Source organism: Lysinibacillus sp. GbtcB16, assembly GCF_019091145.1.
GTDB classification, from domain to species: domain Bacteria; phylum Bacillota; class Bacilli; order Bacillales_A; family Planococcaceae; genus Lysinibacillus; species Lysinibacillus fusiformis.
Window position 1 is genome coordinate 2,196,071 of the sequence record NZ_JAGXJV010000001.1, and the last position, 26,636, is coordinate 2,222,706.

General features: G+C 40.3%; 26 protein-coding genes and 2 riboswitches. Of the genes, 5 read left to right on the plus strand and 21 right to left on the minus strand.

The window, feature by feature from the left end; translation table 11 throughout:
- Positions 1-49: 49 nt before the first annotated feature.
- The 21 genes from KVT27_RS11230 to KVT27_RS11330 form a co-directional block, all read right to left on the minus strand.
- Positions 50-1,426: a DHA2 family efflux MFS transporter permease subunit gene (locus KVT27_RS11230; RefSeq protein WP_217581296.1), complete on the minus strand. Its 1,377-nt coding sequence runs from the start codon at positions 1,424-1,426 to the stop codon at positions 50-52.
- Positions 1,427-1,502: 76 nt separating this feature from the next.
- The gene (locus KVT27_RS11235) at positions 1,503-2,084 is read right to left on the minus strand and encodes a TetR/AcrR family transcriptional regulator (protein ID WP_036126791.1); all 582 of its coding nucleotides are present in this window, start codon (positions 2,082-2,084) and stop codon (positions 1,503-1,505) included.
- Between the two features lie 122 nt (positions 2,085-2,206).
- Positions 2,207-2,437, minus strand: a complete 231-nt coding sequence (locus tag KVT27_RS11240) for an acyl-phosphate glycerol 3-phosphate acyltransferase (protein WP_217581297.1) — start codon at positions 2,435-2,437, stop codon at positions 2,207-2,209.
- 144 nt (positions 2,438-2,581) lie between these two features.
- The gene (gene rnz, locus KVT27_RS11245; protein ID WP_217581298.1) at positions 2,582-3,514 is read right to left on the minus strand and encodes a ribonuclease Z; all 933 of its coding nucleotides are present in this window, start codon (positions 3,512-3,514) and stop codon (positions 2,582-2,584) included.
- Positions 3,515-3,610: 96 nt separating this feature from the next.
- On the minus strand, positions 3,611-4,447 hold the full coding sequence (locus KVT27_RS11250; protein WP_036126796.1) for a class I SAM-dependent methyltransferase: 837 nt from the start codon (positions 4,445-4,447) through the stop codon (positions 3,611-3,613).
- The gene (locus KVT27_RS11255) at positions 4,444-5,943 is read right to left on the minus strand and encodes a cobyric acid synthase (RefSeq protein ID WP_036148937.1); all 1,500 of its coding nucleotides are present in this window, start codon (positions 5,941-5,943) and stop codon (positions 4,444-4,446) included. The genes KVT27_RS11250 and KVT27_RS11255 overlap by 4 nt, the downstream gene beginning before the upstream one ends.
- A 156-nt stretch (positions 5,944-6,099) precedes the next feature.
- Positions 6,100-6,636, minus strand: coding sequence for a cob(I)yrinic acid a,c-diamide adenosyltransferase (locus tag KVT27_RS11260; RefSeq protein ID WP_036126802.1), 537 nt, complete (start codon positions 6,634-6,636; stop codon positions 6,100-6,102).
- A gap of 13 nt (positions 6,637-6,649) precedes the next feature.
- On the minus strand, positions 6,650-7,210 hold the full coding sequence (locus tag KVT27_RS11265; RefSeq protein ID WP_217581299.1) for a nitroreductase family protein: 561 nt from the start codon (positions 7,208-7,210) through the stop codon (positions 6,650-6,652).
- A 34-nt stretch (positions 7,211-7,244) separates the two neighbouring features.
- Positions 7,245-8,012: a uroporphyrinogen-III C-methyltransferase gene (cobA, locus tag KVT27_RS11270; protein ID WP_036126806.1), complete on the minus strand. Its 768-nt coding sequence runs from the start codon at positions 8,010-8,012 to the stop codon at positions 7,245-7,247.
- Positions 8,009-8,647 carry a precorrin-2 dehydrogenase/sirohydrochlorin ferrochelatase family protein gene (locus KVT27_RS11275; RefSeq protein ID WP_217581300.1) on the minus strand — a complete coding sequence of 213 codons (639 nt, stop codon included), beginning with the start codon at positions 8,645-8,647 and terminating at the stop codon, positions 8,009-8,011. Before KVT27_RS11275 ends, cobA begins: the two co-directional genes overlap by 4 nt.
- The gene (locus KVT27_RS11280; RefSeq protein ID WP_036126812.1) at positions 8,640-10,007 is read right to left on the minus strand and encodes a cobyrinic acid a,c-diamide synthase CobB; all 1,368 of its coding nucleotides are present in this window, start codon (positions 10,005-10,007) and stop codon (positions 8,640-8,642) included. The genes KVT27_RS11275 and KVT27_RS11280 overlap by 8 nt, the downstream gene beginning before the upstream one ends.
- An 11-nt stretch (positions 10,008-10,018) precedes the next feature.
- Positions 10,019-11,140 carry a cobalt-precorrin 5A hydrolase gene (locus KVT27_RS11285; protein WP_036126814.1) on the minus strand — a complete coding sequence of 374 codons (1,122 nt, stop codon included), beginning with the start codon at positions 11,138-11,140 and terminating at the stop codon, positions 10,019-10,021.
- On the minus strand, positions 11,133-11,918 hold the full coding sequence (gene cobM, locus KVT27_RS11290; protein ID WP_025116158.1) for a precorrin-4 C(11)-methyltransferase: 786 nt from the start codon (positions 11,916-11,918) through the stop codon (positions 11,133-11,135). The genes KVT27_RS11285 and cobM overlap by 8 nt, the downstream gene beginning before the upstream one ends.
- Complete coding sequence (cobI, locus tag KVT27_RS11295; protein ID WP_036126816.1) at positions 11,918-12,625, minus strand: precorrin-2 C(20)-methyltransferase; 708 nt, start codon at positions 12,623-12,625, stop codon at positions 11,918-11,920. The genes cobM and cobI overlap by 1 nt, the downstream gene beginning before the upstream one ends.
- On the minus strand, positions 12,618-13,838 hold the full coding sequence (gene cbiE, locus KVT27_RS11300; RefSeq protein WP_217581301.1) for a precorrin-6y C5,15-methyltransferase (decarboxylating) subunit CbiE: 1,221 nt from the start codon (positions 13,836-13,838) through the stop codon (positions 12,618-12,620). Before cbiE ends, cobI begins: the two co-directional genes overlap by 8 nt.
- On the minus strand, positions 13,795-14,928 hold the full coding sequence (locus KVT27_RS11305) for a cobalt-precorrin-5B (C(1))-methyltransferase (RefSeq protein ID WP_217581302.1): 1,134 nt from the start codon (positions 14,926-14,928) through the stop codon (positions 13,795-13,797). Before KVT27_RS11305 ends, cbiE begins: the two co-directional genes overlap by 44 nt.
- Complete coding sequence (locus KVT27_RS11310) at positions 14,928-15,587, minus strand: precorrin-8X methylmutase (RefSeq protein ID WP_008178269.1); 660 nt, start codon at positions 15,585-15,587, stop codon at positions 14,928-14,930. Before KVT27_RS11310 ends, KVT27_RS11305 begins: the two co-directional genes overlap by 1 nt.
- A gap of 12 nt (positions 15,588-15,599) precedes the next feature.
- Complete coding sequence (gene cobK, locus KVT27_RS11315) at positions 15,600-16,361, minus strand: precorrin-6A reductase (protein WP_150907207.1); 762 nt, start codon at positions 16,359-16,361, stop codon at positions 15,600-15,602.
- A complete protein-coding gene (locus KVT27_RS11320) occupies positions 16,358-17,287 on the minus strand; it encodes a sirohydrochlorin chelatase (protein WP_217581303.1) in 930 nt (309 codons plus the stop codon). The genes cobK and KVT27_RS11320 overlap by 4 nt, the downstream gene beginning before the upstream one ends.
- A 14-nt stretch (positions 17,288-17,301) precedes the next feature.
- A complete protein-coding gene (gene cobJ / locus KVT27_RS11325; RefSeq protein WP_217581304.1) occupies positions 17,302-18,969 on the minus strand; it encodes a precorrin-3B C(17)-methyltransferase in 1,668 nt (555 codons plus the stop codon).
- A gap of 4 nt (positions 18,970-18,973) precedes the next feature.
- A complete protein-coding gene (locus KVT27_RS11330; protein WP_036126829.1) occupies positions 18,974-19,345 on the minus strand; it encodes a (2Fe-2S) ferredoxin domain-containing protein in 372 nt (123 codons plus the stop codon).
- Between the two features lie 144 nt (positions 19,346-19,489).
- A riboswitch (cobalamin riboswitch) is annotated at positions 19,490-19,671 on the minus strand.
- A 261-nt stretch (positions 19,672-19,932) separates the two neighbouring features.
- A riboswitch (cobalamin riboswitch) is annotated at positions 19,933-20,117 on the plus strand.
- Between the two features lie 144 nt (positions 20,118-20,261).
- Here KVT27_RS11330 and KVT27_RS11335 point away from each other — a divergent pair.
- The 5 genes from KVT27_RS11335 to KVT27_RS11355 all read left to right on the plus strand — a co-directional run bounded on the left by KVT27_RS11335 (position 20,262) and on the right by KVT27_RS11355 (position 26,563).
- Positions 20,262-21,008, plus strand: a complete 747-nt coding sequence (locus KVT27_RS11335; RefSeq protein ID WP_150907204.1) for an energy-coupling factor ABC transporter permease — start codon at positions 20,262-20,264, stop codon at positions 21,006-21,008.
- Position 21,009: 1 nt separating this feature from the next.
- Positions 21,010-21,282 (plus strand): energy-coupling factor ABC transporter substrate-binding protein, encoded by a 273-nt coding sequence (locus tag KVT27_RS11340; protein WP_217581305.1) that lies wholly within the window; start codon positions 21,010-21,012, stop codon positions 21,280-21,282.
- A 5-nt stretch (positions 21,283-21,287) separates the two neighbouring features.
- Complete coding sequence (cbiQ, locus tag KVT27_RS11345; RefSeq protein ID WP_036126833.1) at positions 21,288-22,061, plus strand: cobalt ECF transporter T component CbiQ; 774 nt, start codon at positions 21,288-21,290, stop codon at positions 22,059-22,061.
- Entirely contained in the window at positions 22,058-22,906 is an 849-nt protein-coding gene (locus tag KVT27_RS11350) for an energy-coupling factor ABC transporter ATP-binding protein (RefSeq protein WP_150907203.1), read from the plus strand. Before cbiQ ends, KVT27_RS11350 begins: the two co-directional genes overlap by 4 nt.
- Positions 22,907-23,044: 138 nt before the next feature.
- On the plus strand, positions 23,045-26,563 hold the full coding sequence (locus KVT27_RS11355) for a S8 family peptidase (RefSeq protein WP_217581306.1): 3,519 nt from the start codon (positions 23,045-23,047) through the stop codon (positions 26,561-26,563).
- Positions 26,564-26,636: the final 73 nt, after the last annotated feature.

Here is a 26,636-nt window from a genome sequence, read left to right on the forward strand (position 1 = left end):
TCTTAGTTTCTCTGGAAAAGCTATTTTTATGCGTCACAGACGATTAGAGCTATGAAGCGTTCTTTTTCTCTAATAAGAAAGACAATATAAGTCCGATTGTACTTAAAATGGTTGTCGCGAAAAAGGCTGCACGAATTCCACTTAGCATAGCATTTGCGGTACCCATCTGGAGCTGAAGCGTAGTGACTGTGCTCATGATGGTAACTAATAACGCTGTGACTAACGCTCCTCCAACCATACGCAATGTGCTATTCATCGCTGTTCCATGTGCCATCAATGCTATAGGTAGTGCATTCATACCAGCCGTTGTCAAAGGCATCATTATCATGGAAATGCCCAATGAAATCGTAGTAAAGAGGAGTGCAAGGAACCAAAGACTCGTGTTCATTGATAACCCTATTAACACACTAGATCCAAGCAACATACATGTAAATCCACCAAGTGCTAAGCCTTTACCTCCAACCTTATCGAAAATTTTACCTGTTATTGGCGACATAATCCCCATCACTAATGCACCCATCAATAACACTAACCCTGTTTCAAATGCGGTCATTTGACGGACATTTTGAATATAAAAAGTTAACAGTATTTGCGTACCAATCATAAGTGCATAAACTAGGCTTGATAATATAGTTGTAATCGTGAAAATGGTCGATTGAAACACACGAAATTCTAGCATTGGTTGTGATAAACGGAGCTGTCGTCTAATAAATAGAACAAGCATAATGATTCCCACTGCTAATGGTATCCATACCTGCATTGATAGAAACCCAACGGCTCCCGCAATACTGAAGCCGTATAACAAGCCTCCCCAACCAAAGGATGAAAACACGATAGAAAGGCTATCTAGTTGCCCCTCCTTTTTCGTCGTTACATTTTTCATAAAAATAGATGCTACCGTGAGGACAATAACGGAGACTGGCAGAACCGTAAAAAATAAATGTCTCCATGTAAGATGATCTAAAATCCAGCCTGCTAAGGTTGGGCCAACTGCTGGGGCAAAACCAGTTACTAGGCCAGCAAACCCCATAATGGAACCACGTTTTTCTTTTGGGTACATCGTTAACAAAATGGTTTGCATTAAAGGCATAATGATTCCTGCACCAGATGCTTGAATGATTCTAGCAATCAATAAAACTATAAAGGATGGCGCAAACGCACCTAAAAATGTGCCTACACTAAATAAGGTTAATGCTACGATTAACAATAAACGGTTGGAGAAATGGCCGATTAAAAAAGCCGTTATTGGTATGAGAATACCATTTGTTAATAAATATACGGTCGTAAGCCATTGAGCTAAATTGGCATCAATCTTGAAATCCTCCATGAGTGGTGGCATGGCAATTAGCAATAATGTTTGATTGAGAATAGATACAAAGGCAGCGGATAATAAAATCGCTACAATTAAATTTCTTTTGTCTTTCATATTTCATTGCCCCTTTTGTTAGTTAGTAATAACTAACATTTTAGTTGAAAATAAATAGCCCTTAGTGAGGGAACAGCTATACGCTTACTCCACTCACAAAAGTTGCTACTAAATGTTGAATAAAAGGTTCTTGCTGATCCTTTAAAAAATGATTGTCCCATAATGCATTGGTTACAAAAAAACCAAAGAGGCTCGTTAAAAAAACAATCGCCTGCCCATAAGTATCAATCTCCTTCAACGTCCCTTGCGTAATTTTGGACTGGAAATAAGCGGCCAATAACTTTTGTAGCTGTTGGGTTTGGGTATTGGCAATAGATTTCATTAGTTCAGGTAGTCTATCACGATCTTGGGCTGCGATGAGAAAAATGGGTTTGTTTTTTTCCATATACGCTAAATACGTTTGAGCAATTTGCTGAAGATCATTGACGAGATTACCTGATAACTCTTCGGCAAAAAAACGTTCAAAGTACGGGATATATGAATGGGTTTGAAGTACTGCCTGAAGAATGCCCATCTTAGTTTCAAAATGACGAAAAACAGTCATTTCACTCACACCAGCAGTGGTGGCAATATCTTTAACTGACACATTCGAATAGCCTTTTTCAGTCATTAAATCTGTAGCTGCCATAAGAATTTTCTCTTTTGTATCTTTTTTCATGCTCAGCCCCTCCAAAATGTTAGTCGTGACTAACAAAAATATAAACAACTTTCCCCTCCTTGTCAAAAAAAAACGTGCTACCTCTAGAACTAATTTTCTACAGGTAACACGTATACGTTGGCTTACATATGTCCAGCCCTAATCTTTCTCACAATAGTAAAAGTCGTATATGTAGCAGCTGGTGCCAAGACGACAATAAAAATGATCCAGACAGTTAGATTATTTGTTGCTTTCAAAGTTTCATAATTTGTTATGACAAACATGATGAGACCGAATAGTAATAAATAGCTCAGCACATTTGGAAAAATAACGATAAGTCGTAATAGTGCTGGCGGCATCTTTTGCTGATTCATTTTAACCACACCCCTTTTTTCAATTATACGGGAATTAAGTGATTTATCGTACTATATTTTTCCTTTTACACACTATTAATGTATAGCATAAAAAATTAAAAACATCTATTAGCTGTTATTCCAATTAATAGATGTTTTCCAATATTAAAGCAATGTATTGTTTTGCCAAGTATAAATCGCTTGATCGGAAGTTAGATACGTTTGCGGGAAAGTTTCCTGAGCCTCTGCCAAAAATGGCGGTAAATCCTGTGAAAGAAAACGAGCACTTAAATGATTCAGTAGTAGATATTGTGCCCCTGCTTGCTGTGCCACCTTTGCTGCTTCCACATTGGTAGCATGACCATAATTGGCGGCTAAATCCGTAGTTGTGCCGTCAAACGTAGCTTCATGGACAATGATGTCAGCACCCATTGATAGCTGAACAGCTTCCTCACAATATTTTGTGTCACCTAAAATGGTAAGTGTAAAGCCTTTTTTGGCTGGTGCAACAACATCTTTCGCTTGTATGACATCGCCGTTATCAAGCACGACATCATGGCCTCTTTTCAATTGTCCTAAAAGTGGTCCCTTGGGAACACCTAAATCCTTGGCTTTCTCGATTAATAATTCTCCAGGTAAATCCTTTTGTTCAATACGATATCCAAAGCATGGAACAACATGGCGCAATTCCTTCGCATATACCGTAAAACAATCATCCTCATATACAATCCCTTCTTGAACTTCTACAAAGTGCAAAGGATATGTTAAATGAGTCTTTGATAAAGAAAAAGTTTGTTCAATCCATTGCTGTAAACCTGCTGGACCGAAGATCGTTAAAGGTTCATCTCCACCTTGAAACGAACGGGAGCTTAAAAAGCCAGGCAATCCAAAAATATGATCACCATGTAGATGCGTAATAAAAATTTTTGACACCTTCCGCGGCTTTAACGACGTGTGTAAAATTTGATGTTGAGTCGCCTCTCCACAATCGAAAAGCCACATTTCGCTTATTTCGTCTAATAGCTTTAGCATCAGGGCACTCGTATTTCGTTCTTTGGAAGGCATGCCTGCGCCTGTTCCTAAAAAATGTAGCTGCACAAATGCCACCTCACTTCATGTTTTATCGTTTTATTGTACCTTATTGGACCTCATAAGAAAAACCTTTGGTAAAGCTTTCTCCAAAGGTTTTGTCGTTTATTTTGGTTGCCAAGAAACAAGGGCTGCATGAAAATCATGACGATAATAATAGCGTCCATCTTTTTCTTCAATAAAAGGTTGCAGCGATTCCTCAATGTGTGCTTGTTGAAAATCTGTATTTAATATTTTTTTACTTTGAGTCGTCACTAGCTGTTCATAGCTTTCATAAGCATAGACACGTTCTAAAGGAATGATTTGACAATCAGCATAAATATCCATTTCGTATAGTAGATTTAAAAACTCTATATAATCTCTTCGGGGGAATTTGATCGTATAGCCGTACTTTTCATATAATCGTTCATAGTGTGGCTGAATAGGCCCTGTCGTCATCCCAATAATGGCACGTTTCGTTGCGAGTCGATTCATATGCGCTAAAGCAGCTTTAATTTCATACATACGATAAAAACAGTTGACGCCTAAAACGATATCATGTGGCTCAATCTCATCTTTTTCTAAACGCTCCCATTTTGCATGGACATAGGAAACGTGCTCCTGATGAGGCATGCACTGCTGTAAGTACTGCAACATACTTTCGGAGCTATCCACACATGTGAGCTTGTTTACTCTATCTGCTAAAGGAAAGGTGTAATTTCCCCAGCCAGGTCCAATTTCTAATACAGAATGTTGGGGTTCAATACTTTTTTGAAGCTCCTGAAAAATGCGTGCAGCATACGGATCCGTTTGCCCCATATTTTTTCGCGCAACAGATTGAGCCCAAAATTGCTCTTCTAGCTGATCATTCACCATTCGCTCAGGCATATGTCCATGCCAGTCTTTCATACCCTCTTGCCATAATGCTTCGAAATTAATGGCTAATGGTCCTTTTCTTGTCATACAGATACCTCTATTGATAATAATTCATATATTTTTTTCATATCAAGATTTGCTCGTACGTGACTGGCTAACATATTGTAAGCATCTTCTCTTCGTTCAGCATCACTTTTTACCTCACGAGGTAAGGCAGCTAATCCTTTTTTTACACGGATGTCATTGATAAGCTGACGGGTATACGTACGATTATGGAATAAACCATGGAAATACGTGCCAATCACCTGCTCATCTTGACTTACAGCGCCATCCTGTCGACCATCTTCAAGCTGCAAAAACGGTGTAACCTCATCACGTAAAATTTTTGTTCGTCCTAGATGAATTTCATAGCCCGTCAATAGATCCTGTCCTCTTGTGCCCGTCATTTGCACCGTTTTTTTATTGCCTACAAAAATAGTTTCCATTGGCAATAAACCAAGACCGTAAGCAGATTCACCATTGCCCTCCACTGCTTCTGGATCTAATAGCGTCTCACCAAGCATTTGAAAACCACCACATATTCCAATAATTTTAGTGCCTTGCTCCCTTAATCGGGCAATAGCTTGATCGAAGCCATTTGCCTTTAACCAGGCTAAATCATCCATTGTGCTTTTCGTTCCTGGAAGTATGAGCAAATCTGGCGTACCGAGTTCATGAACTTTTCCAATTAATCGAACCCCCACTTCAGGCTCATCAAAAAATGGATCGACATCTGTGAAGTTTGAAATACGGGGTAAACGAATCATCGCCACATCCACAGCAAATTCCCCTGGTTTTGGCTTTTTAAAGCGTAATGATGATAAAGCAAGTGAATCTTCCGCTTCAATATTGACCTCTAAATAAGGCACAACACCTAGCACTGGAATACCTGTTTCTTGCTCCACCCATGCCAAACCATCATCCAATAACTCACGCATACCTCTAAATTTATTAATGATTAGTCCTTTTACTCGTGCCCGCTCCGCCTCATCTAGCAATGCCAGAGTACCAACAATCGAAGCAAAAACCCCACCACGATCAATATCGGCAACAAGAACAACCGCTGCATCTGCTAAATGTGCCATTCGCATATTTGCAATATCACGATCCTTTAAGTTAATCTCTGCTGGGCTTCCTGCCCCCTCTAAGACAATGACATCATATGTATTTTGAAGCGTACGAACTGATTTTTCGACAATGGGCATCGCTTCCTGGACAAAATTATTGCGATATGTTTTGGCATCCATATTTAAAAAATGCTTTCCGTGGACGATGACCTCAGACATCATATCTTGCTTTGGCTTGAGCAAAATTGGGTTCATATCAGTTGTCGCAACAACACGAGCAGCTTCAGCCTGTACTCCTTGTGCACGACCAATTTCCCCACCGTCTTTTGTTACAAATGAATTAAGCGCCATATTTTGCGATTTAAAGGGGACAACTTTAAAGCCATCATCCGAAAATATACGACACAACGCCGTACAAATCATACTTTTTCCAACATCGGAAGCTGTTCCTTGAATCATGATCGATTTTGCTGGCATAATCATTTTTCCTCCGTCATTATTGGTGTCACGCTGTCATATTTCTGTTCCTCGAGACACGATTATTTGCCTTCGTTCTGGTAGTAATCACACTTATCCAACATGCGTTGCTCACCTAACTCAGAGTAATTCATCCACCCTGAAGGTGAAGCTGCTTTAAAATTCAAGCCCCTTCACAGCTGGAATACCTTCATCATAATAATGTTTAGTAGCATCAATCGTAGAAACTAAATCAGCCATTGCTAGCAACGCAGGATTGGCACTTCGGCCTGTCACCACTAGATGCATAGTCGATGGACGTTGCTGAATTGCTTCGATAACTTCTGCCAGTGGAAGAACATCATCAATTGGAAACTTACTTATAGCTAATGCATTGTTTAGCTCATCTAGCACTAATAAATCAATGCTGTCATCCTGTAGAGCGGCCTTCGTTTTTTTCCATGCCTTTGCTAGGGCTACACGATGCTCCTCAGGTGTTTTGGTCCAAGTGAAGCCAATGCCCATTTGTTCCATTTCCACTCCTAGCTTACGCAAGGCAATTTGCTCTCCGTACGTACGCTCAGGTGATTTAATAAATTGCATATAGCGCACATTTAACCCACGACCAACCGCACGTAATGTAACACCTAGAGAGGCTGTCGTCTTGCCCTTTCCTTCGCCTGTATATACTAAAAACAAGCCTTTTTTTGCCATGCTGTTAGCCTCCTTACAGCCAAGTTGTTTTTTCTTCAAATGGTGTACGCTTCTTGTCGTTAAGCTCCTGTTCTTCTGGATAACCGATAAAAATCGTCCCTACCACTTTCTGGGCTTCACTTGCACCGATAAACGAATGCATGCGCGGATCATGAACAAGCCCAACACCACGTGTACGCCAAACAAAGCCAAGACCTAGCTCCTCGGCTGTTAGCCACATGGACATAATGGCACTGCAAACAGCAAAAACATTGTCCTCTGTCGCATCGATATCACCCTCCACAACATCTGCTGTCACAACTATCGCGACAGGGGTTGTTTGTACAACCTTTAATGAGCTTTCCACTAAATTCGGCTTTGTTGGGAAGCGTTCCTGTAAATAAGCACTCGCCATTGCCTCATAACGCTCCATTGATTCACCTTGAATGACGTAGAAATGCCAAGGCTCTCTCATTCTGTCATTAGGGGCAAATGTAGCTGCTTGTAAAATTTGCTCAATTTTCTCTTTTTCTACTAGCTGTGTTGTGTAATTTCGAATAGCTCGACGCTTTTTTAGTGCTTCGATAACTGTCATATTGCTTCCTCCTTCTGTTCTCTCAATGTGATGATTATGAAAAAGCAAGTCCCTGCTCTTCAAACCATTGAATTTTTTCACGTACATTGACGACTTCACCAACTACAATCATGGAAGGATTATGATATCCTTCCCGTTCAATAATGTTCGCAATTTCATCTAGTTGCCCTGTTATCGTTCGTTGTTGAGCAGTTGTTCCCCATTCAATAACCGCTACAGGTGTTGTGGCTTTACGTCCATTGTCGATAAGTTTTCGAGCTATGTAGGCAATATTGCCAACGCTCATATAAAAAGCGACAGTATCAATGCCTGTTGCTAATGCTGGCCAATTCAAAAAATCCTGTCCTTTTTCTTCTCGACCATGCCCAGTCACGAGGGCAAAGCTAGTGGCAAAGTCTCTATGTGTCACAGGAATCCCCGCATAAGCAGGAGCAGCAATCCCTGCTGTTATACCTGGCACAATTTCATAGGCAATGCCATGATTTTTTAAGATTTCAGCCTCTTCTGCACCACGGCCAAAGACAAAGGGATCGCCACCTTTAAGACGTGTGACAATTTTTCCTTGCTGCGCCTTCTCCACAAGTAATGCATTAATTTCATCCTGAATGAGGTGGTGCTTTCCTGGTAATTTCCCACAATAAACGAGCTCCGCATCCTTTTTTGCGAAGTCTAGCAATGCTGGATTCACAAGACGGTCATACGCAATAATATCAGCCTTTTGGATACATTCCAGACCATAGACCGTAATGAGCTTTGGATCTCCAGGTCCTGCGCCAACGATATAAACTATTCCATCCTTCATTGCTTTTCTCCCATCAATAGTTGTTGTAAATAAGCTTCACGTCTATCCATCTCACCTTGACGTGTCCATTCAAGGATGTTTGGCTCTAGCAAGGCCTGTAATGCCGCACGTCTTTGTGGGCCTTTATCAAACTTGGCAGCAACCATTAAACGAGCTTGCTGCAAAAAGCATACGTAATCCTCATAGGCATCATCAAATTGATCCTCTAACTCTGCTTTAATTTTACGAGCTAGCCCGGGACTTGCTCCTGATGTCGAAACAGTTAACACGAAGGGACCACGACGAACTGTCGCTGGGGTAGTAAAATCACTTTCACTTTGTCTATCTGTTCGATTAATTAATTGCCAATGCTGTGCGGCCTCTTGCACGGCTTCGTTAACTGCCGTCACATTAGTGGCAGCAATAATAAGGATTGCATCATCCAAATCACGTGGTTCAAACTCTTTTTGTTTCCAAGTAATTTGCCCCAATTCGGCTAGTGGCTGTAAATCTTCATGTAAGGCCGGACTAACAATGACAATATTCGCCTTCGCTGGTAAAAGGGATGCCACCTTTTGTGTAGCTACGTGACCACCCCCTACGATTACAACCGTTTTATATTCTAGATTAATATGAATAGGAAAATAATTAGTCAATATTCTTCACCTTCTTGCAAGCTGTTAACCAATTGTCAACTAGCTTTGGGTTTGATACAAAATGAAAATGCGTATAACCAGCCACCAAATTCCCTACTTGATAGCCTTCTTGCTTTTTGCCAAAGCGTCCAATCGTTTCGTAGGCCGGTGTGTGATGGGAGCCACTGTATTGGGAATAGTGGAATTCATGTCCCTTTGCTTGTTCCTCTGAACCGATTAAGAAATTACCTGCCGTACCAAAAATTTCACGATAGCCAAGCGCTGCTAGTTTTTTTTGCATCGCTACTTCTCCTGGGATTACACCTATCATGCCATAACGCTCCCCATGACTATCTGTAATAGCTTCTGTTAAATACATAAAGCCCCCACATTCAGCCAATGTCGGTAAACCTTTGTTGATGGCTTCACGTATAGATTGTTTGGCCATCGTATTTGCCGCAAGTGTCTGCGCAAACTCTTCAGGAAAGCCACCCCCTATATATAAGCCATCCGCCTCTGCTGGTACTGGCTCATTGGCAAGTGGTGAGAAAAATTGTAATGTCGCACCTTTCGCCCGTAGTAACGCCAAATTTTCTTCATAATAAAAATTAAATGCCGCATCTTTTGCTACAGCGAGACAAATATTTTGTGTAGGCTCCTCTGTAAATAATTTGCCTGACTCCTTAAGTACAGGTGCCTTTGTTATGTCGAGTAATTGCTCTAAGTCAATCGTCTCAGCCATTAGGTCTCCTAGCTTGTCAAAAAATGAATGAAGTTCTCCTCTTTCAATAGCAGGGACTAATCCTAAATGACGACTTGGAATATCAATCCCTTCCTCGCGCTTTAAGTAGCCGATTACAGGAATCCCACATTCTTGTTCAATAGCAGCCTTGGCAATTTCATAATGGCCAACACTACCAACTTGATTTGCTATTACACCAACGATATTTGGTTTATCTGATAATAATTGAAATCCTTTGACAACTGCCGCAACACTTCTAGCCATACTTGCACAATTAACGATTAAAATAACTGGACTTTCAGTTACTACACTAATATCTGCGGCAGAGCCAGCATCTGATAATGGACTTTTACCATCATAAAAGCCCATGACACCCTCGATAATAGAGACGTCTGCGTCCCTACTGGCGCGAGCTACAATATCACATACTGCTTCATGCGAAAACATCCAACTATCAATATTGCGTGATACTCTACCTGTTACGGCCGTATGATAGGTTGGATCGATATAATCAGGTCCACATTTAAAGCCCTGCACGACTTTCCCTTTATTTTGTAGAGCCTTCATCAGACCAATAGTAAAAGTAGTTTTACCTACACCACTGCCTGTCCCAGCTAGTACAAAGCGATTTGTTTGCATGGACTTCCTCCTTAAAACAGGTATCTAGCAACTGAAATCGTAGCATTACCTGATTTTTTCTTTTCTAAGATGAGTGATTTGACTTGAGCATAACGCATAGCTGCAGGTTCACTGACACCATATGCCCCTGTATATTTAAAGACGGTTTCTGAAGGTGATGGGAATTCAATTTCGTTTAATTCTGTCGGTGAATAGGTAACGAACTCCCAATCATATTTTTTTGTAATATCTAGGAAGCATTGCTCATCTTTCTTCAGATCGATTGTACAAAGTGCCTTCACACTTTTTTTCGAAAGCTTAAGCTCTGCCAAGGTTTCATCAATGACTTGTTCAATCTCCTCAATAGATGTACCACGATTACAGCCCATGCCTAGAATAATTGATTTTGGTCGATAAATGACACCATTTTCAAGCAAAACCTCTTCTTCTCGTTCAATTATACGGTCCGTTATTAATAATGTTGCATGAGGTTTAGCCTCTATGGCCGCCAGTGTAGATGGATAAATTTTAATTTGCTCTGGCATTGGGGTATCACGCATCCACCAATCCCGTTCACCAGTTTCCTGTACAATAGCCACATGTTCCTCATTGACGACAGAAGCACTGACAGGCGTTAATTTATCGGCACTATCCCAAACCCAGCCAAAGCGTGCACCAAATAGATCGACAGGAATAGTCTTTTGCACATCGGAGGCTGTTGTAATAATAGGATTGGCACCAAGAGCTGCCGCTACCTCATGTGTTAGTTCATTGGCACCGCCAAGATGCCCTGACAAGACACTTATTACGTTTTCGCCTCGATCATCAATAACTACAACACCCGGATCAGTCTTTTTATCCTTTAAAATGGGTGCGATCATTCGTACAACTGCACCTAAAGAAATAATTAAAATCAAACCTTTGTATTGTTTAAATAAAGTCGGCAAAAGCAAACGCACTGTTCCGGTAAACAGTTGAATATGTTTTTCCTCCTCATCGCCCTGTTCAAATTTACTCATATAATACAAATCACTTGCTGCAAACGTTTGTTGGAGTCGACGTCCTATTTGAACACCGTGCTTTGTAATCGCTACAACCGCATATGCATGGCGCTGATCAACTTCTGGTAATATCCCCTCTTGTAACTCAATCACTTGTCTTCACACCTTTTCTAAAGCCGTGTGTAAAGGTTGCATCATATAATTTCGAGCGATATTGATCCTTATCATGAATATCAGGGTCTAGCGCCCAGCCTGCTAGAATCATCGCATGCTTACGGATGCCATTCACGCGCATTGCTTCATCCAATTCGATTAATGTCGTACGAACAATTTTTTGATCTGGCCAAGAAGCACGTTGAATCACCGCTACCGGTGTGTCATCAGCCCAACCAGCACTTTGTAGTTCTTTGACAATTTTCTTTGTGAGCGTCGCACTTAAGAATAGAGCAATTGTACAATGATGGCTTGCTAAATCACGTAATTTTTCAAATTCGGGTACAGGGGTACGCCCTTCAGCACGAGTTAAAATTAAAGTTTGTGTTAAATCAGGAATCGTTAGCTCAGCCCCAATTGCCGCTGCTGAAGCAAAAACAGAGCTAACCCCTGGAATAACTTCGTAGCCAATATCTTGCTTTTTTAAGAGTGCTACTTGTTCCATAATCGCTCCATACATGGCCGGATCACCTGTATGCATGCGAGCTACTATTTTCCCAGCATGAACCCGATCAGCCATCACAGCGACCATTTCCTCTAAATGCATACCAGCTGTTCGAATAATTTCCGCATCTGGTCGAGCTTTCGCAATGAGATCTTCACTCACTAATGAATCTGTATACATCACAACGTCTGCTGTTTGTAGCATATGTAAGCCTTTAACTGTAATTAAATCTGGATCACCAGGACCCGCGCCGACTATATAGATCTTCTTCATTATTTACGCACCACCATTAATGTTAAATATTCTAAATCGACACCATCCAACTCGCGTACATCCCAAATGACTTCTTCGTCAGATGTTACCTTTGTCACAACAGATGCTTGATCCAGTAAATCTAAATCACGAAGTACCTGTAGCATTAAATCAATTACTTTTGCTACTTTAATAAAGACCACAGCATCATGACTTTCAATAGCTTCACGCATTGCCTCATAATCATCATAGGCAGGAATGATCGCGACACGGTCATCACCATCAGCTAATGCAATGCCAAGTCGAGAAGCGGAGCCATTAAATGAGGATATCCCCGGAACCGTACGAATTTCTACATCAGGATGCATGTCCTGCATTAACTTCATCATATGGATAAACGTGCTATATAATAACGGATCACCTTCTGTAACGAAGGCTACATCCTTGCCCTCCTGTAATTTTTCATATACAAGCTCGACTGACTTTGTCCATTCACGCTCAAGGACAGCTTCATCCTTCGTCATAGGAAATACAAGACCAAGCATATCTTTTTCCTCTGGATTAATATAAACGTCTACAATACGATGGGCATAGCTCTTACTACCTCTCAGTTTTTTGGGATAAGCAATAACAGGTGACTCTTGAATCACACGAAACGCCTTCACTGTAATTAATTCTGGATCGCCAGGACCGACGCCCAAGCCATATAAAACACCTAAATTAGTCATGATTTTCTTCCTTTCGATAAGCCGAAATAATATATATTGGATTTAATGGCACAAAGCGTGTCATATCTAAGATCGGTTTGCTACGCGCAAGCTGTGCCTGTAAAATATCAACCGCAAAATCACAAGCCTTAAACGCTTCCACTGCTTTATATAAATTTTCAATTGTCGCTGCATTTAAAACAATGCGACCATTTGGTTTTAAGCGGTTACAGCACAATTGTAGTAATTCGACCATTTCACCACCAGTTCCACCGATAAAAATGGCATCAGGGTCTGGGAAATGATCGAGCCCCTCCGGAGCTTTACTATGAATTGCTGTTATATCCACACGGAATTTTTGCTGATTGTGTAGACAATTTTCTAAATCAGGTGCATTTTTTTCAACGGCGTATACTTGCCCCTCAGGTGCAAGCTTACCCGCTTCAATGGCCATAGATCCTGTACATGTACCAATATCCCAAATAACACTATCCTGTTGAAGTTGCATCGCCTGTAAGCTTAAGACACGAATTTCTTTCTTAGTAATGAGTCCTTTATCTGGTTTTCGTTGTGAAAACTCTTCATCATCAATACCGAGTGTGTAGCGTTTTGGTTTAACAGATTGTTGTAAAATAACTACGTTTAAAGGGGAAAAATGTGCAGTCTCCATTTCATCTAGCGAATACCAATCATATTTTTCATCTTCACCTTGTAGATTTTCGGCTACAAATGCACGATATTCGGTCATACCAAAATGCTTTAAATAACGTGCGAGCGCATTTGGGCTATTTTCAGCATCTGTTAATAGAGCTATTTTCTTTTTCCCATCGATGCGCTGTGCCAAGCCTTTCATAGGTCGTCCATGAATACTTGTGACATAAGCATCCTGCCAGCTTTCTCCCATTTTCGCGAAGGCTAGCTGTACGGAGCTCATATATGGATAAACCTCCAAATCTAGCTTTTTCGCTAAATAGCCTCCCACGCCGTAAAACAATGGATCTCCTGATGCGAGAATAATCGTATTTCTTGTTTCCTCTGACAATCTCTCAACAAGTGCTGAAAGACCTCCTTTGATCATGATTTTTTCCCCTGTAAAATGTGGGAAAAAATCAAGCACGCGCTCACCACCTACAAGTACCTCACAGTCTTCAATCCACTGGCGATATTGTGGGAACAAGCTTGCTAATCCGTTATCCCCGATCCCAATTAATTTCATCGATCGATGCAATGTCATCAGCCCTTCCTAATAATTGTCCCTGCATCGAATAAATCGATGTGGAAAGCGTTAAACCGCCCTTTATATGATGAATGGAGGAATAGCAGCAGGCCTCACACAAACGATGGAAAAATGATTCATATCCTTTTTCCATCATAATTTCACCGACTTGCGACGCTGTGTTGGCCTCTCGTATTTCGGTTATTGTGTCTGCATCTGCCCCTACATCTTCTGCAAGTTGTGCTAAAAAGTTAAAATCAATCGGAGCACTTTTGGAATGCACCATCATTACCCCTTGTGCCACCTTTGAAAATTTCCCCATCATCCCGACAAGGGACACTTGTTTAATACCGAGTCGCTTACAATGCTTTAAAGTAAAGCCAACAAAATCACCCATTTCAACAAAAGCTTCTTCCGGTAAATGGGGGTATTGTTTCATCCCAAATTTTTCACTGCGACCACCTGTTGTCACTACTAAATGCTGACAGCCAGCCTCTTTAGCGACGCTAATGGCCTGTACAATACTAGCCATATACGCAGAACTTGAAAAAGGCACGACGGTTCCCCTTGTGCCTAAAATAGAGATGCCTCCAAGTATACCAAGACGACCATTTAACGTTTTTTTCGCAATCTCCTCACCCTTAGGTACGGAAATCACTACGTTAACCCCTCGTGTAATTTGAAATTCGTCCAATACACCTTGAACAGTGCTGTGAATCATTTTCCGTGGGACAGGGTTAATGGCTGCCTCTCCAACAGGCACTGGTAAGCCGGGCTTTGTGACACGCCCGACTCCAATCCCTCCATCTAAATGAATACCTGGTGTCTCTGCCCAGCTCACAGTACCGACGATGAGTGCCTGATGTGTGGCATCTGGGTCATCACCAGCATCTTTAATCGTTTCACAGCTGACGGCATTGTTTTCAAATAGGCATTTTTCAATGGTAAAGGTCGCATCCCTACCTATTGGCAAATGAATCGTGCTTGTTTCTTGCTCTTCATTTGTAATAAGGGCGAGTAAAGCTGCCTTTGTTACTGCAGTTGCACAGGCTCCTGTTGTATAACCGTGACGCATGTCCTTAGGATCCTTTTTTGGCTTCCGCTCCATTATTTTTTCGCCTGTTCATCCGCTAAAAGTGAAATGGCATTTAATGCGGCAACCGTCACTGTACTACCGCCTTTACGACCAACATTTGTAATGTACGGAATACCTTCAAGTTTTAGCAGCTCCTCTTTCGATTCAGCAGCAGACACGAAACCTACAGGCATACCAATAATTAAATCTGGTTTTGCTAAGCCTTCCTTAATTAAACGAATCAATTCTAGTAATGCAGTTGGGGCATTACCAATAGCATAAATACCGCCTTCATGCAATTTTGAGGCTTTTTGCATCGATATAATGGCACGCGTTGTATTTTGCTTTTTCGCTTCTACAGATACATCCTCATCCGCAATATAGCAATGTAAATCGCCACCATGTTTTTGGAAACGTTTTTTACCAGAACCACTTTCAATCATTTGCACATCCGCAATTACATGACGCCCTGCCAGAATTGACTTAACACCTGCTTCAAGTGCTCCTGGTGTAATAATAACGCTACGACCTAGCTCAAAGTCAGCAGATGCATGGATAATACGGCGCACAACCTTCCATTCATCCTCTGAAAAGTCATGCTCCCCCATTTCCTCCGCGATAATCGAGAAACTGTAATCGTAAATTTTATCTGGGTCTACTGTTAATGGTTTGAAATCTGTTTTAAAATCCATTGTTATTGCCTCCTAAAGTGTATGTTGTACAGCCTGTAACACTTCTTCAAAAGTGGAATATTGCTGGCCATATTTAATATTGGGTCTTGCAATAAGAATTGTTTCTATAGAACAAGCAAGGGCTGCCTCTAGCTTCTCGTCTACTGAGCCGACTTTGCCGCTCTCTTTGGTAATCATTAAGGTCACTCCATATTGACGGAATAATGCTTCATTTAATTCCTTTGAAAATGGGCCTTGAATGGCTACAATATCTCGCTGTGCCACACCGAGCGCCTCACATTTTTCCATATTGTCAAGTCGTGGGAGCATACGAGCAATGACTCTTGTATTTTCTAGGCCTTGTAAAACTTTCGTAAATGTAGCAAGCGTTTTACTACCTGTTGTCAGCATAATGACACCACGCTTTTCTGCTGCTAGCTGAGCTGCTTCCTCATAATCCTTCACGACTGTAATAAGTGGGTGTGCATAATGTTCATGAGCACGTTCATAGCGAATATAAGGCACTTGCGCTTTTTCAGCTGCTGCCATGGCATTTTTCGATGCCTCTTCTGCAAATGGATGAGAGGCATCTACGACCAATTGAAAGCCTTGTTCCGATATAATAGTCGCCATTTCTTCCGCTGTAAGTCGCCCTATTAAATGAGGTAAGCCAGCGTCAGCAAGACTAGAAGCTGCCGATTCCGTCACAACGGTGGCAGTTACAGCATGTCCCGTCCTTTGCAGTTCAAGGCCTAAATTCCTTGCATCACTCGTCCCTGCTAACATGAAAATCATTTTACTGGCTCCTCTTCATGATGATGGTGATGATCGTGTCCATGATCATGATCGTGGTGGTGATTATGGTCATGATGGTCATGATGGTCGTGATCATGATGGTGATGGTGATGTGCATGCCCATGAATAGCGGCGTAAGCCCGATAATCTTCAAGATCCTTCATACCTGTTGATGTACCATTCACCGCTTGCTCAATACGTTCTAATAGAACATTTTGTAAACGTTCATGGTAGCCAAAGTAGTTGGCAATTTGAATCTCACTTGTTGGAAATTGCTCATTGAATTTCTCACACATAACATGCATACGCTCCATTAAAATACCTGTGAATAAAAAATAAGGAAGCATAATAATTTTTTTAGCACCTAGTTTGACGCAGCGTTCAATGCCTTCCTCAACACGTGGGTCCGTTACGCCCATAAAGGCACTTTCTACGTATTTAACAGGTAGTTTTTCCCATAGCAATCGTGTAATTTTATAGAAATCTCCATTTGCATAAGGATCACTGCCTCCTCGAGCAATTAATAAAATGGCTGTGTCTTCCTGTTCTTGTTCAGTATCAAATCCAATTTCAACTAAACGATCTTGTAATATCGCAAATATTTCTTCATGAATGCCAATTGTTTGACCATATGTGAATGTGATATTCGGATAATGCTCACGAGCATGCTCGATTTCTGCTGGAATATGTAGCTTGGAATGACCTGCATGAAGTAAAATAATCGGGATGACATGTACCTCTGAAGCACCCTTTTTCACACAGTTTGTAATACCTTCTTCAATATTAGGAGAAGCAAATTCAAGGAAACATGTTTCCACTAAATATTGTTCTTCAATGCGAGATTTCATTTGCTCGATAAATGTACGCACCTCATCATTTCCTGCTGCTAAACGGCTGCCATGGCCAACAAATAATATAGCTTTCATCTCTTTTCTCCTCACTAGTCGCCGCACGGAGCTGGCTCTATTTTTATTTTGGAAGACATATCTTGATACGTAAAATGCAATATCTTTTTCACCCGCTTGAAGTATTTAAATAGACGTTCGTTTGGATGCGCATTGGCTTTATATTCTTCGATAATATCTGTAATTAAAGGGATTAATTGATCAGGCTCCAAACCTTCTACAACAGGCTGTGCTGCATGAGCCGTACGTCCGACTGGCTTCGCCCCAATAAAGACATCAAATTTACTTTTGCGATAAACAATCCCAATATCATCAAACACGGCTCGATAACAAGCCATCCCACAGCCATTGAAGCCAATATTTAACGTTTTCGGTAATGAAATACCACCAAGCTTTTCTTGAATTTCCTCCGCATACGGAATGGAATCTGCTTTTTCACCGTAGCAAAAATCACAAGCCTTCAACGACAACACATCACCAATTGGTGCTAATAAAAAGCCTACTTCCTGTAATTTCTCAGTGATACGTTCAGGCGTTGTTGTAGGTATTTTTAAATGGATTTGATGATCTGGTGTATATTCCATTGATCCTTCTTCTCCTACGACCTCTGCTAACGTCATCATTTGCTGTGGTGTGAAAAATTTATTGGCCACGCCAGGGCTCACTGCCAATTCAAAAATTGATTCTATTTTTTGTTGTACAAGCTTTGGCGTAGCCTTGATAGCACTTGTTCCCTTTACCATTGCAAGCGCAGCTGTAGCCATTTCAAGTGCTGTTTTTTGCGGCTTTGGCATAACGGCTATACTGGGTTTATTCATTCTCCCTGCATTAGGGTCTGCCGCAAAGTCATTTCGTGCTGTTCCTGTCTCTTGATTCATCGCCCATGGCTCATTTTCTTCCCGTAAGCGTTGATGTGGACGTAATGGCTGTTTTTCCTCGCCAAGTGTATATTTACGTTGGTAGCCACGCGGTGTAATCATTTTATTATCATAGAAGAACGTAGATGAGTTTCCGATAATAACCGTTGTCAGCATACCAATATCATGTTCCAACATTTTTGCCAATGTCGTCATCGTCACTTCCTGACGTTCTCGATAGGCACTTTTTACAAGCCCTACTGGTGTGTCAGGAGAACGATATTCTAAAAGAATTCGTTGCGCTTCGACAATTTGTCTTGTACGGCGACCACTTTTAGGATTGTATAAAGCAATAACAAAATCGGCCATAGCTGCGGCTTCCACACGCTTCGCAATTAAATTCCATGGCGTAAGATGGTCACTCAAACTAATGGTACAAGCATCATGCATAATGGGTGCACCAAGTAAACTAGCACATGAATTGATAGCTGAAATACCTGGGACAATCTCCACTTCAATACCAGTTGCCTCTGTCCAGCCTAGCTCAATTAATACTTCATACACTAATCCCGCCATACCATAAACGCCCGCATCTCCACTCGAAATGACCGAAACAATACTTCCTGCCTCTGCTTGACGAACGGCCTCCTGAGCACGTGACACTTCCTCTGTCATACCTGTACTGACAATGGATTTTGCGCTGACTAAATCTTGAATCAGCTCAACATAGGTTTTATAGCCTATGATCATATCACTTTGTTGTAAAGCCTCTACTGCACGTGTCGTAATATGCTTAAAGTCTCCAGGCCCAAAGCCTACTACGAAAATTTTCCCTTTTTGCGCCATGTTTTTACCCCTCTTTCACCTTTTCAATCCCTTTAATGGCTGTCGTTTGCGCTGTTCGCTGTAATGTCCCTTCTCGAAGTGTAAAAACATGATCGTTATATAAGGATTCATGATGCAAATCCTGTACAAGTGTTCTAGCATGCTCCGTTGATGGTACACGATACCAATTCCCCTGAGGGTAAGCAATTACAACACAAGCATCCTTGCATCGTCCATTACAGCGCGTTCTTGTCGTATGTATTTCTTTATCTAGTGCGTTACGCTGTATTTCATCTCGTATAGCTTGGGTAATTTCCTCCCCACCCTTGTTCATACAGCTACTGCCATTGCAAATAAAGAGATGTGTTTTCATCCCCTCTAAATTCCACGTTGTCATCTTATATCTCCCCTCATTTGCTTTTGGAAAAAAGAAAAAACCTTTACTCTGCCGAAGAGTAAAGGTTTGTAGAAGCCAAATAAAAACGAATAGATTGAAAGACAGATCCTCGCTTTTGCTTCAACTTCTCCCTCCGAAAAGTTTGCATGCACAATCTGATAAGCAGGTTTCCTGACTTAAGCTTCATTTTACTGTCGCACCTTCCCTAGTTTGCACAGGTGGCATTGCGATTTCATCAGCTATTACAGTAGCGGGGGCTGTATTGGACTTTCACCAATTTCCCTATTATCTCGAGTTCTTCGAGCACTTATCGACGTTTTATATGAAATTTTTAATCGTATATATAATAGAAAACTGTCTTAATCATATCTTATTATTTTAAAATTTCAATATTTCTTTAAAAAATCATGACAAATTTATCAATTTCATAGGAGGGTTGAAAGCTATTAAAAAATTGAATTTGCCTTCTTTAATCCTAAAAAACGTTAGTTATCAGAATTTTCGACATTGATATTCTATTTTTAATTTTTTATAAAAAAAGTATAGCATATTTATGGAAATTCGTGATACACTTTGTCGTGAAATCTCACAACTTACTATTTTTTGGTGTAAAATGCTCGTCATTTTGCTTAAAAGGGAAGCCGGTTTAAGTCCGGCGCGGTCCCGCCACTGTAATAGGGAGCTTTATAGAACATGTCACTGTCCAATAGATGGGAAGACCTATAAAGTGTTGAACTAGAGCCAGGAGACCTGCCGAAAATAAGTGATCGTTTCAGCCTACGAGGATAGGTGTGCGGCTTAGCAGATGAAAATGTTATTTGCTTTTTTAGCTATGCACTTTTCCAACAACGGAAAAGTGCTTTTTTATTACGCACGCTACATTCTAAAAATCTATTTACAGTTTGGAGGAAGAAAATTGAAGCTGTCTTGGTGGAAATTTAGTTATTTTCTATTGGCTTTTTTAATGGTGCCAAAGCGTGCCTTCGCCATGCATATCATGGAAGGGTTTTTACCAATCGAATGGGCTATTTTTTGGTGGGCAATCTCCATCCCATTTATTATTTTAGGATTGCGCTCTATTCGTAAAACAATTGAAGAAAACCCTGAAACAAAAATGATTCTGGGGCTGTCCGGTGCGTTTGCCTTTGTCCTATCAGCCTTAAAAATCCCTTCAGTTACAGGGAGCTGCTCACATCCAACAGGAGTAGGTCTCGGGACAGTATTATTTGGACCGTTAGCGATGAGTGTCATCGGGACAATTGTTTTATTATTCCAATCTTTACTTTTAGCACATGGTGGGATCACAACATTAGGGGCTAATGCTTTTTCGATGGCTATCGTAGGCCCGTTTATCGCCTACTTTGTATTTAAAGGGGCGCAACAAATGGGGTTATCGTTTTCATTAGCTGTTTTCTTTGCGGCTATGCTTGGGGATTTAGGTACATATGTGGTGACTTCCGTTCAATTAGCACTAGCCTTCCCATCTGAAGTTGGAGGCTTTATGGCTTCCTTTACAAAGTTCGCAAGTATTTTTGCCTTAACACAAATCCCATTAGCTGTGAGTGAAGGACTATTAACAGTTATTGTCATGAACTTCTTGAAAAAATATAATATTAGCGAATTAAAATCTTTACGTGTTTTCTCTACAAAGGAGGCGCACTAATATGAAACGAAATTTATTACTTTTAGCCATCGTGGTGCTATTGGCCATTATCCCTCTTTTCGTCCAAAAAGGAGCAGAATTTGGAGGAGCCGACGGTGAAGCAGAAGCAGCCATTGGGGAAATCAATGCAGAATATGAGCCATGGTTTGATAGTGTGTGGGAACCACCTAGTGGTGAAATTGAAAGCTTATTATTCGTGCTACAAGCAGCTATTGGTGCTGGTTTTATCGGCTACTTTATTGGCTATATGCGTGGCAAGCATAAAGAAGGTTAAGGATTATGTTACTCATTGATAAGTATGCGTATCTCAATAAGCTAGCGTTCGTTCATCCGCTAGAAAAAATGATATTTTCATTAGGACTACTTTTATTCACGCTTATTATGAGAGATGAACGACTTTCACTCATTACATTTTTTGTAATGAGTGCTTTTATCATTTGGGGCGCGAAAATTCCACTAAACTATTATGCGAAGCTATTATTACTACCTGGTTTTTTCTTATTCACAAGTCTCTTATCCATCATTATTTCGATAGCGCCAGCAGCGCATACATTACCAGCCCATATGGGGGCATTTACGTATATGAACTGGACAATTTTTATTGGGAGAGCCAGTATCGCTACCGCCCAGCAACTATTCTTTATTGTACTTGGCAGTATAAGTTGCTTATATTTTTTAATTTTAACGACATCAGTACAAGGAATATGTTATGTGCTCCGACAATGGCGGCTCCCTACTTTATTAGTTGAGCTAGTAGAACTCACCTATCGTTTTATTTTTATTTTTTTAGAAAGCATGCAAAAAATTCATTTGGCCCAGCAAGCCCGGCTTGGCTACCACTCACCCATGCAATGGTTACGTTCAGTATCCATGCTAATTGCCGCGTTGTTTATTGAAATGTTTCAGCGCAGTCGAGAGCTTAATCATGCCATGCAGGCCCGTGGTGGTGAAACTGTTTATTGGCATGAAACGGGCGCCTATAGCAAAAAAAACTGGCTTGGCATGACGGCTATTTTTTTATTCCTCATCATATATGGAGGGTACTTCTCATGACAGCATTTTATTTTAAACTTAACAACTTGTCGTATGCCTATGCAGATGGTACGAAGGCTTTGACAGATATTACATTAAACATTCCAAAAGGGAAAAAAATCGCTATACTCGGTCATAATGGAGCAGGAAAATCCACTTTATTTCAGCACCTTAATGGTATTTTGAAACCAACAGCTGGGACCATTTCATTTGATGGGGAAAAGCTTCAATATACTAGAAAGGCATTAAAGGCTCTCCGCCAACAGGTTGGAATCGTCTTTCAAGATGCTGATAATCAGCTTTTTTCAGGGACTGTTAAGCAAGATATAGCTTATGGTCCAATGAATCTAGGATGGTCTACGGAAAAAATTGAAGAAAAAATAGCATGGGCTGTTGCACAAACTGAAGTGACTGAGCTACTAGATAAACCCATTCACTTTTTAAGCGTAGGGCAGAAAAAGCGTGTGGCCATGGCAGGTGTATTAGCGATGGAACCGACTGTCCTTTTATTAGATGAACCAACGGCGGGTCTTGATAGCTATTACGCTACACAAGTTTTTCAATACTTAGCCAAAGTAGAAGACCATGAAAGAACGATTATCCTTGCGACTCACGACATTGCCCTTGCCTATGAATGGGCCGATCAAATCATTGTTATGGAGGCAGGAAAAATTATTTATAATGGTGACCCTGTCGCCTTATTTTATGAAGAAGAATTGCTAAAACGGGCACATCTTGAACGACCATGGGTATTTGACATGGCTTTGGCTCTACAAAAAAAGAAATTATGGCAAGAAAATATTTCAGTTCCTCGCTCTAAGCATGACTTACTGCAATTGATTGAACAGCTATATGTAGAGGCGTAATGGTATCATCCATAAAAAGTAACGGACAGTCCTTTTTTAAATTACTGAGAAAATTTTTCCTCATTTGCGAAACTTTTCTAACGTTTAACCGTATTAGTATAGTCGAGACATATTATAGAACATCAAGGAGAGATACAATTGAAAAGTTGGTTAAAAAAATCAGTCGCTGTCGTAGCATCCGCTGCATTAATGGTTCCTGTCGCTTCAGCTTTTGCTGAGGAGACACCACAACAAAGTGCGAAGAATGTAGTAGCAAGCAATTCACAACATGCAGGTAAGAATCTTACAAATGAAGACAAATGGATGAGTAAGGATACGATTATTATCAAGCATTCTGGTCTTGATAAAAACGTACATAAAAAAATTGGATCTAAGGTCATCCGCTCCATTCCTTCATTAGGCTATGATGTGATTCAACTTAACAAAGGTGTATCCATAGAAAAAGCCGTCTCTTACTATTTAAAGCAGCAAAGGATTACAAGTGTATCCCCAAGTTATGTCTATCATTCTTTCAACAAAGAAACTGACCCAAAGAAACAAGATATGTATCATCTAAACCTCTTGCAAATGGATCAGGCACTAGCATTAGCTGGGGAACATGACGTAACAGTAGCTGTTATCGATTCTGGTGTTGATTTTAAACATCCCGATCTAAAATCTCAAGTACTCACACCTTATAATGCAGCTGCACCGGCAAATACCTCTTATCCAGGTGATCATGGAACACATGTTGCTGGGATTATTGCCGCAGCTAAAGACAATGGAATTGGTGGACATGGAATTAATCCACAAGCGAAGCTACTACCTATTGATGTCTTTAACGGAAAAGAAGGAGCAAATGATTTTATCATTGCACAAGGTATTCTGTACGCCATTGAGCAGGGTGTTGATGTCATTAATATGAGTTTAGGAGGCTATGGTGAATCCCCCCTTATGCAGGATGCTGTTCAAAAAGCTATTGATAGTGGCATTACGATTGTCGCAGCGGCTGGAAATGAGTCTACGGATGAATATTCCTTCCCTGCTTCCTATGAAGGCGTAATTAGTGTTGGTTCCACGAATGATCGTAATAAACTATCAAGCTATTCGAATTATGGTCCCTCTGTCGATGTCGTGGCTCCTGGCGAAGACATCTACAGCACTGTACACGATGAAAAAAAAGGATCATCTTTTGTTAAGTTTAGTGGTACTTCCATGGCATCTCCCGTGGTGGCAGGCATCGTCTCCCTACTTAAATCAAAGCATCCGAATTTAAAGCCACATGAAATTGAAGCAATTCTTGAAATAACAGCACAAGATTTAGGTAAAAAGGGTTATGACCTTACTTATGGTCATGGGCTTGTCGATCCAGTGAAAGCCTTACAGTTCGATTTAAATAAATTACCTAAACATTATTCTGAATCTAAAGAAGAGCGTATCAAAAATGCCAAAGTTCTTGCTAAAAATACATTAAATATTGAACAAGGTGTTTTCGAACAGCAAGACGAGAAAAAATGGTACAAGGTTGAGCTAGAGGCAAATGAGTATGCTCAGCTAACATTGAAAGGCGCTGATCAATACGACTATGCCTTTGATTTATACTTTTACCCTACTAATGAACAAGGTGAAGTAGAGCCTATTAAAGTTAATGATGTTCGTGTAGGAAAAAAAGAAGGTCACCTCTTTAAAGCAGACCAAAAAGGAACGCTGTTAATTGGTGTGAAAGATCATAATGGTAGTTATAGCTTAAAAGGCAAATCTACTTATATCTTTACAGCACAAACTGCGAAAAACTCGAATTTGCCAATTGATACTTTAAATAAGTCTTCCATGCAGCCTATTAAAAAGTTCCCATATAATACGGCAGGTAAAAACTATACCCTACTGTCGAAAGATCAACAAAAGGATCAAGATTATTTTACGTTTTCAGTAACAAAACCAACAACATTGAAGTTTGATTTATCTGGAATTCCAGGTGTTACTGCATCTATGGATCTTTACTTAAAAGAGGATTTCAATCCGATCCCACCAGAAGAGGTGAAGCAAGCTAAAAAAGAGGAAAATGAAGAAGAGGAAGCCTTCCCTATTCAAAGTTCTTACGGTGCAGCTAAAGGTGAAGCAGTTAGCATGATCATCGATGCAGTACCAGATCAAGAATACATTTTAAGTGTATCTAATGAAAGTAATAGCGAGTTTTCTATGGAGATGTTTTTCAGTGGTGGCATTGAAAAAGAGGAAACAGTCAGTGAGTCTATGATTCCATACACATTAAAAGGTGAGGTTGTTACGCTCCCACCCGATGAGGATGGACTACCTTTAGAGGAAGGCATGTACGATGAAAATATCTCTGTCGACCAATTACCAATAACGTCAAGTACAACAAAAAAGCGGAATGAAATTGAAGGCATGATGAGTATGCTCATGAATTCCTTTACAACGGACAATTTAGAAAATGTTGATCCGATTATTAAGCAAGCTATTCGCTTCAACATTGGTGAGGATCAAAAAGCTTATTTCCAAACAGAATATGATGAGGACTACTTCTTATTTAAAACAAAGGAAGATGCCCTTTATAGTTTTAGCTTTAACAAAGGTGCTGGCCAAATGCCTGCTGGTACTGTCTTTGAATACGATGAAAAAGCAAATGAACTAATTCCTGTTTCGTCCTTAACCAATGATTTGGGTTTACTTTCATTGCTTCTTGGCTCAGCCGGTAATGAAAACGATGCAAAGGTGATGGCATTGAAAAAGGACAAAACATATGTAGTAGCCGTTGTAAATGCTGGGGAACGTTCTATTGAGCCATATACGTTGAAAACAAGTAAAATCGGTGATATTCCAAAAGATTATAATCCTGATAATTATGAAGAAGCAAAAGCTCTAAAAATTCAACCAGGTACAACTTATAAAGATCATCTAATTTACCAAGACGATGAGGATTACTACTATTATAAGCAAGACGGTAATGATGAAATTATGAGTTTATTAATTTCCTCTGTTCCATTTACCAATGAACAATTAAATCAATTACCAAAAGAGTTACAGAAGGACTTGAAATTTGCAGGATCGATTATTGAAGATACAAATGGTAATATGAAAATTGATCCGAAAGAAATGGAGACCGCTATTCCATTTGGACTGAGCGATAATATTCTTGAGATACTCCTTGGCATGGTAGGAACGACAGACGTAAATACATCCTTTAAGGCTAAAAAGGATCGAGGTTACTTTATTCAAGTCAATAGCACAGGGCTTGGCCAACTGTCCATTCAGCCCTACACATTGACGATGTTCGACCATAAACGAGCAGACGAAGATGCAGATTCCCAATTAGTGAATGGTGTACCAACCAAACCATTAGCCCTGAAGAAAGAAGACGACAAATGGATAGCTACTCACTATTTAAATGCGGGTATACCATTTGGTGATAAGGATTATTTTGAATTTAACAACGTCCAAAAACGTGATGTCTTCTTCTCACTTCAAACAGAAAAAGCACTAGATGGTGTGATTCGAGTGATAGATGCAAACGGAAAAACAGTCAAAACTTTAGATCTTTACGGAGCTGGAGATGCTGAGGTAGGTACAATTGAACTGGATGCAGGTAAATACTATATTGAAGTTAGTGAATATTATGGCCAAGCAAGTACACAGCCATATACGTTAGAAATTAAATAATATCAATAAAATCCCCTAGATAACGGAATATCTAGGGGATTTTTATACATTTAAGCATCTTTATTCTAAACTA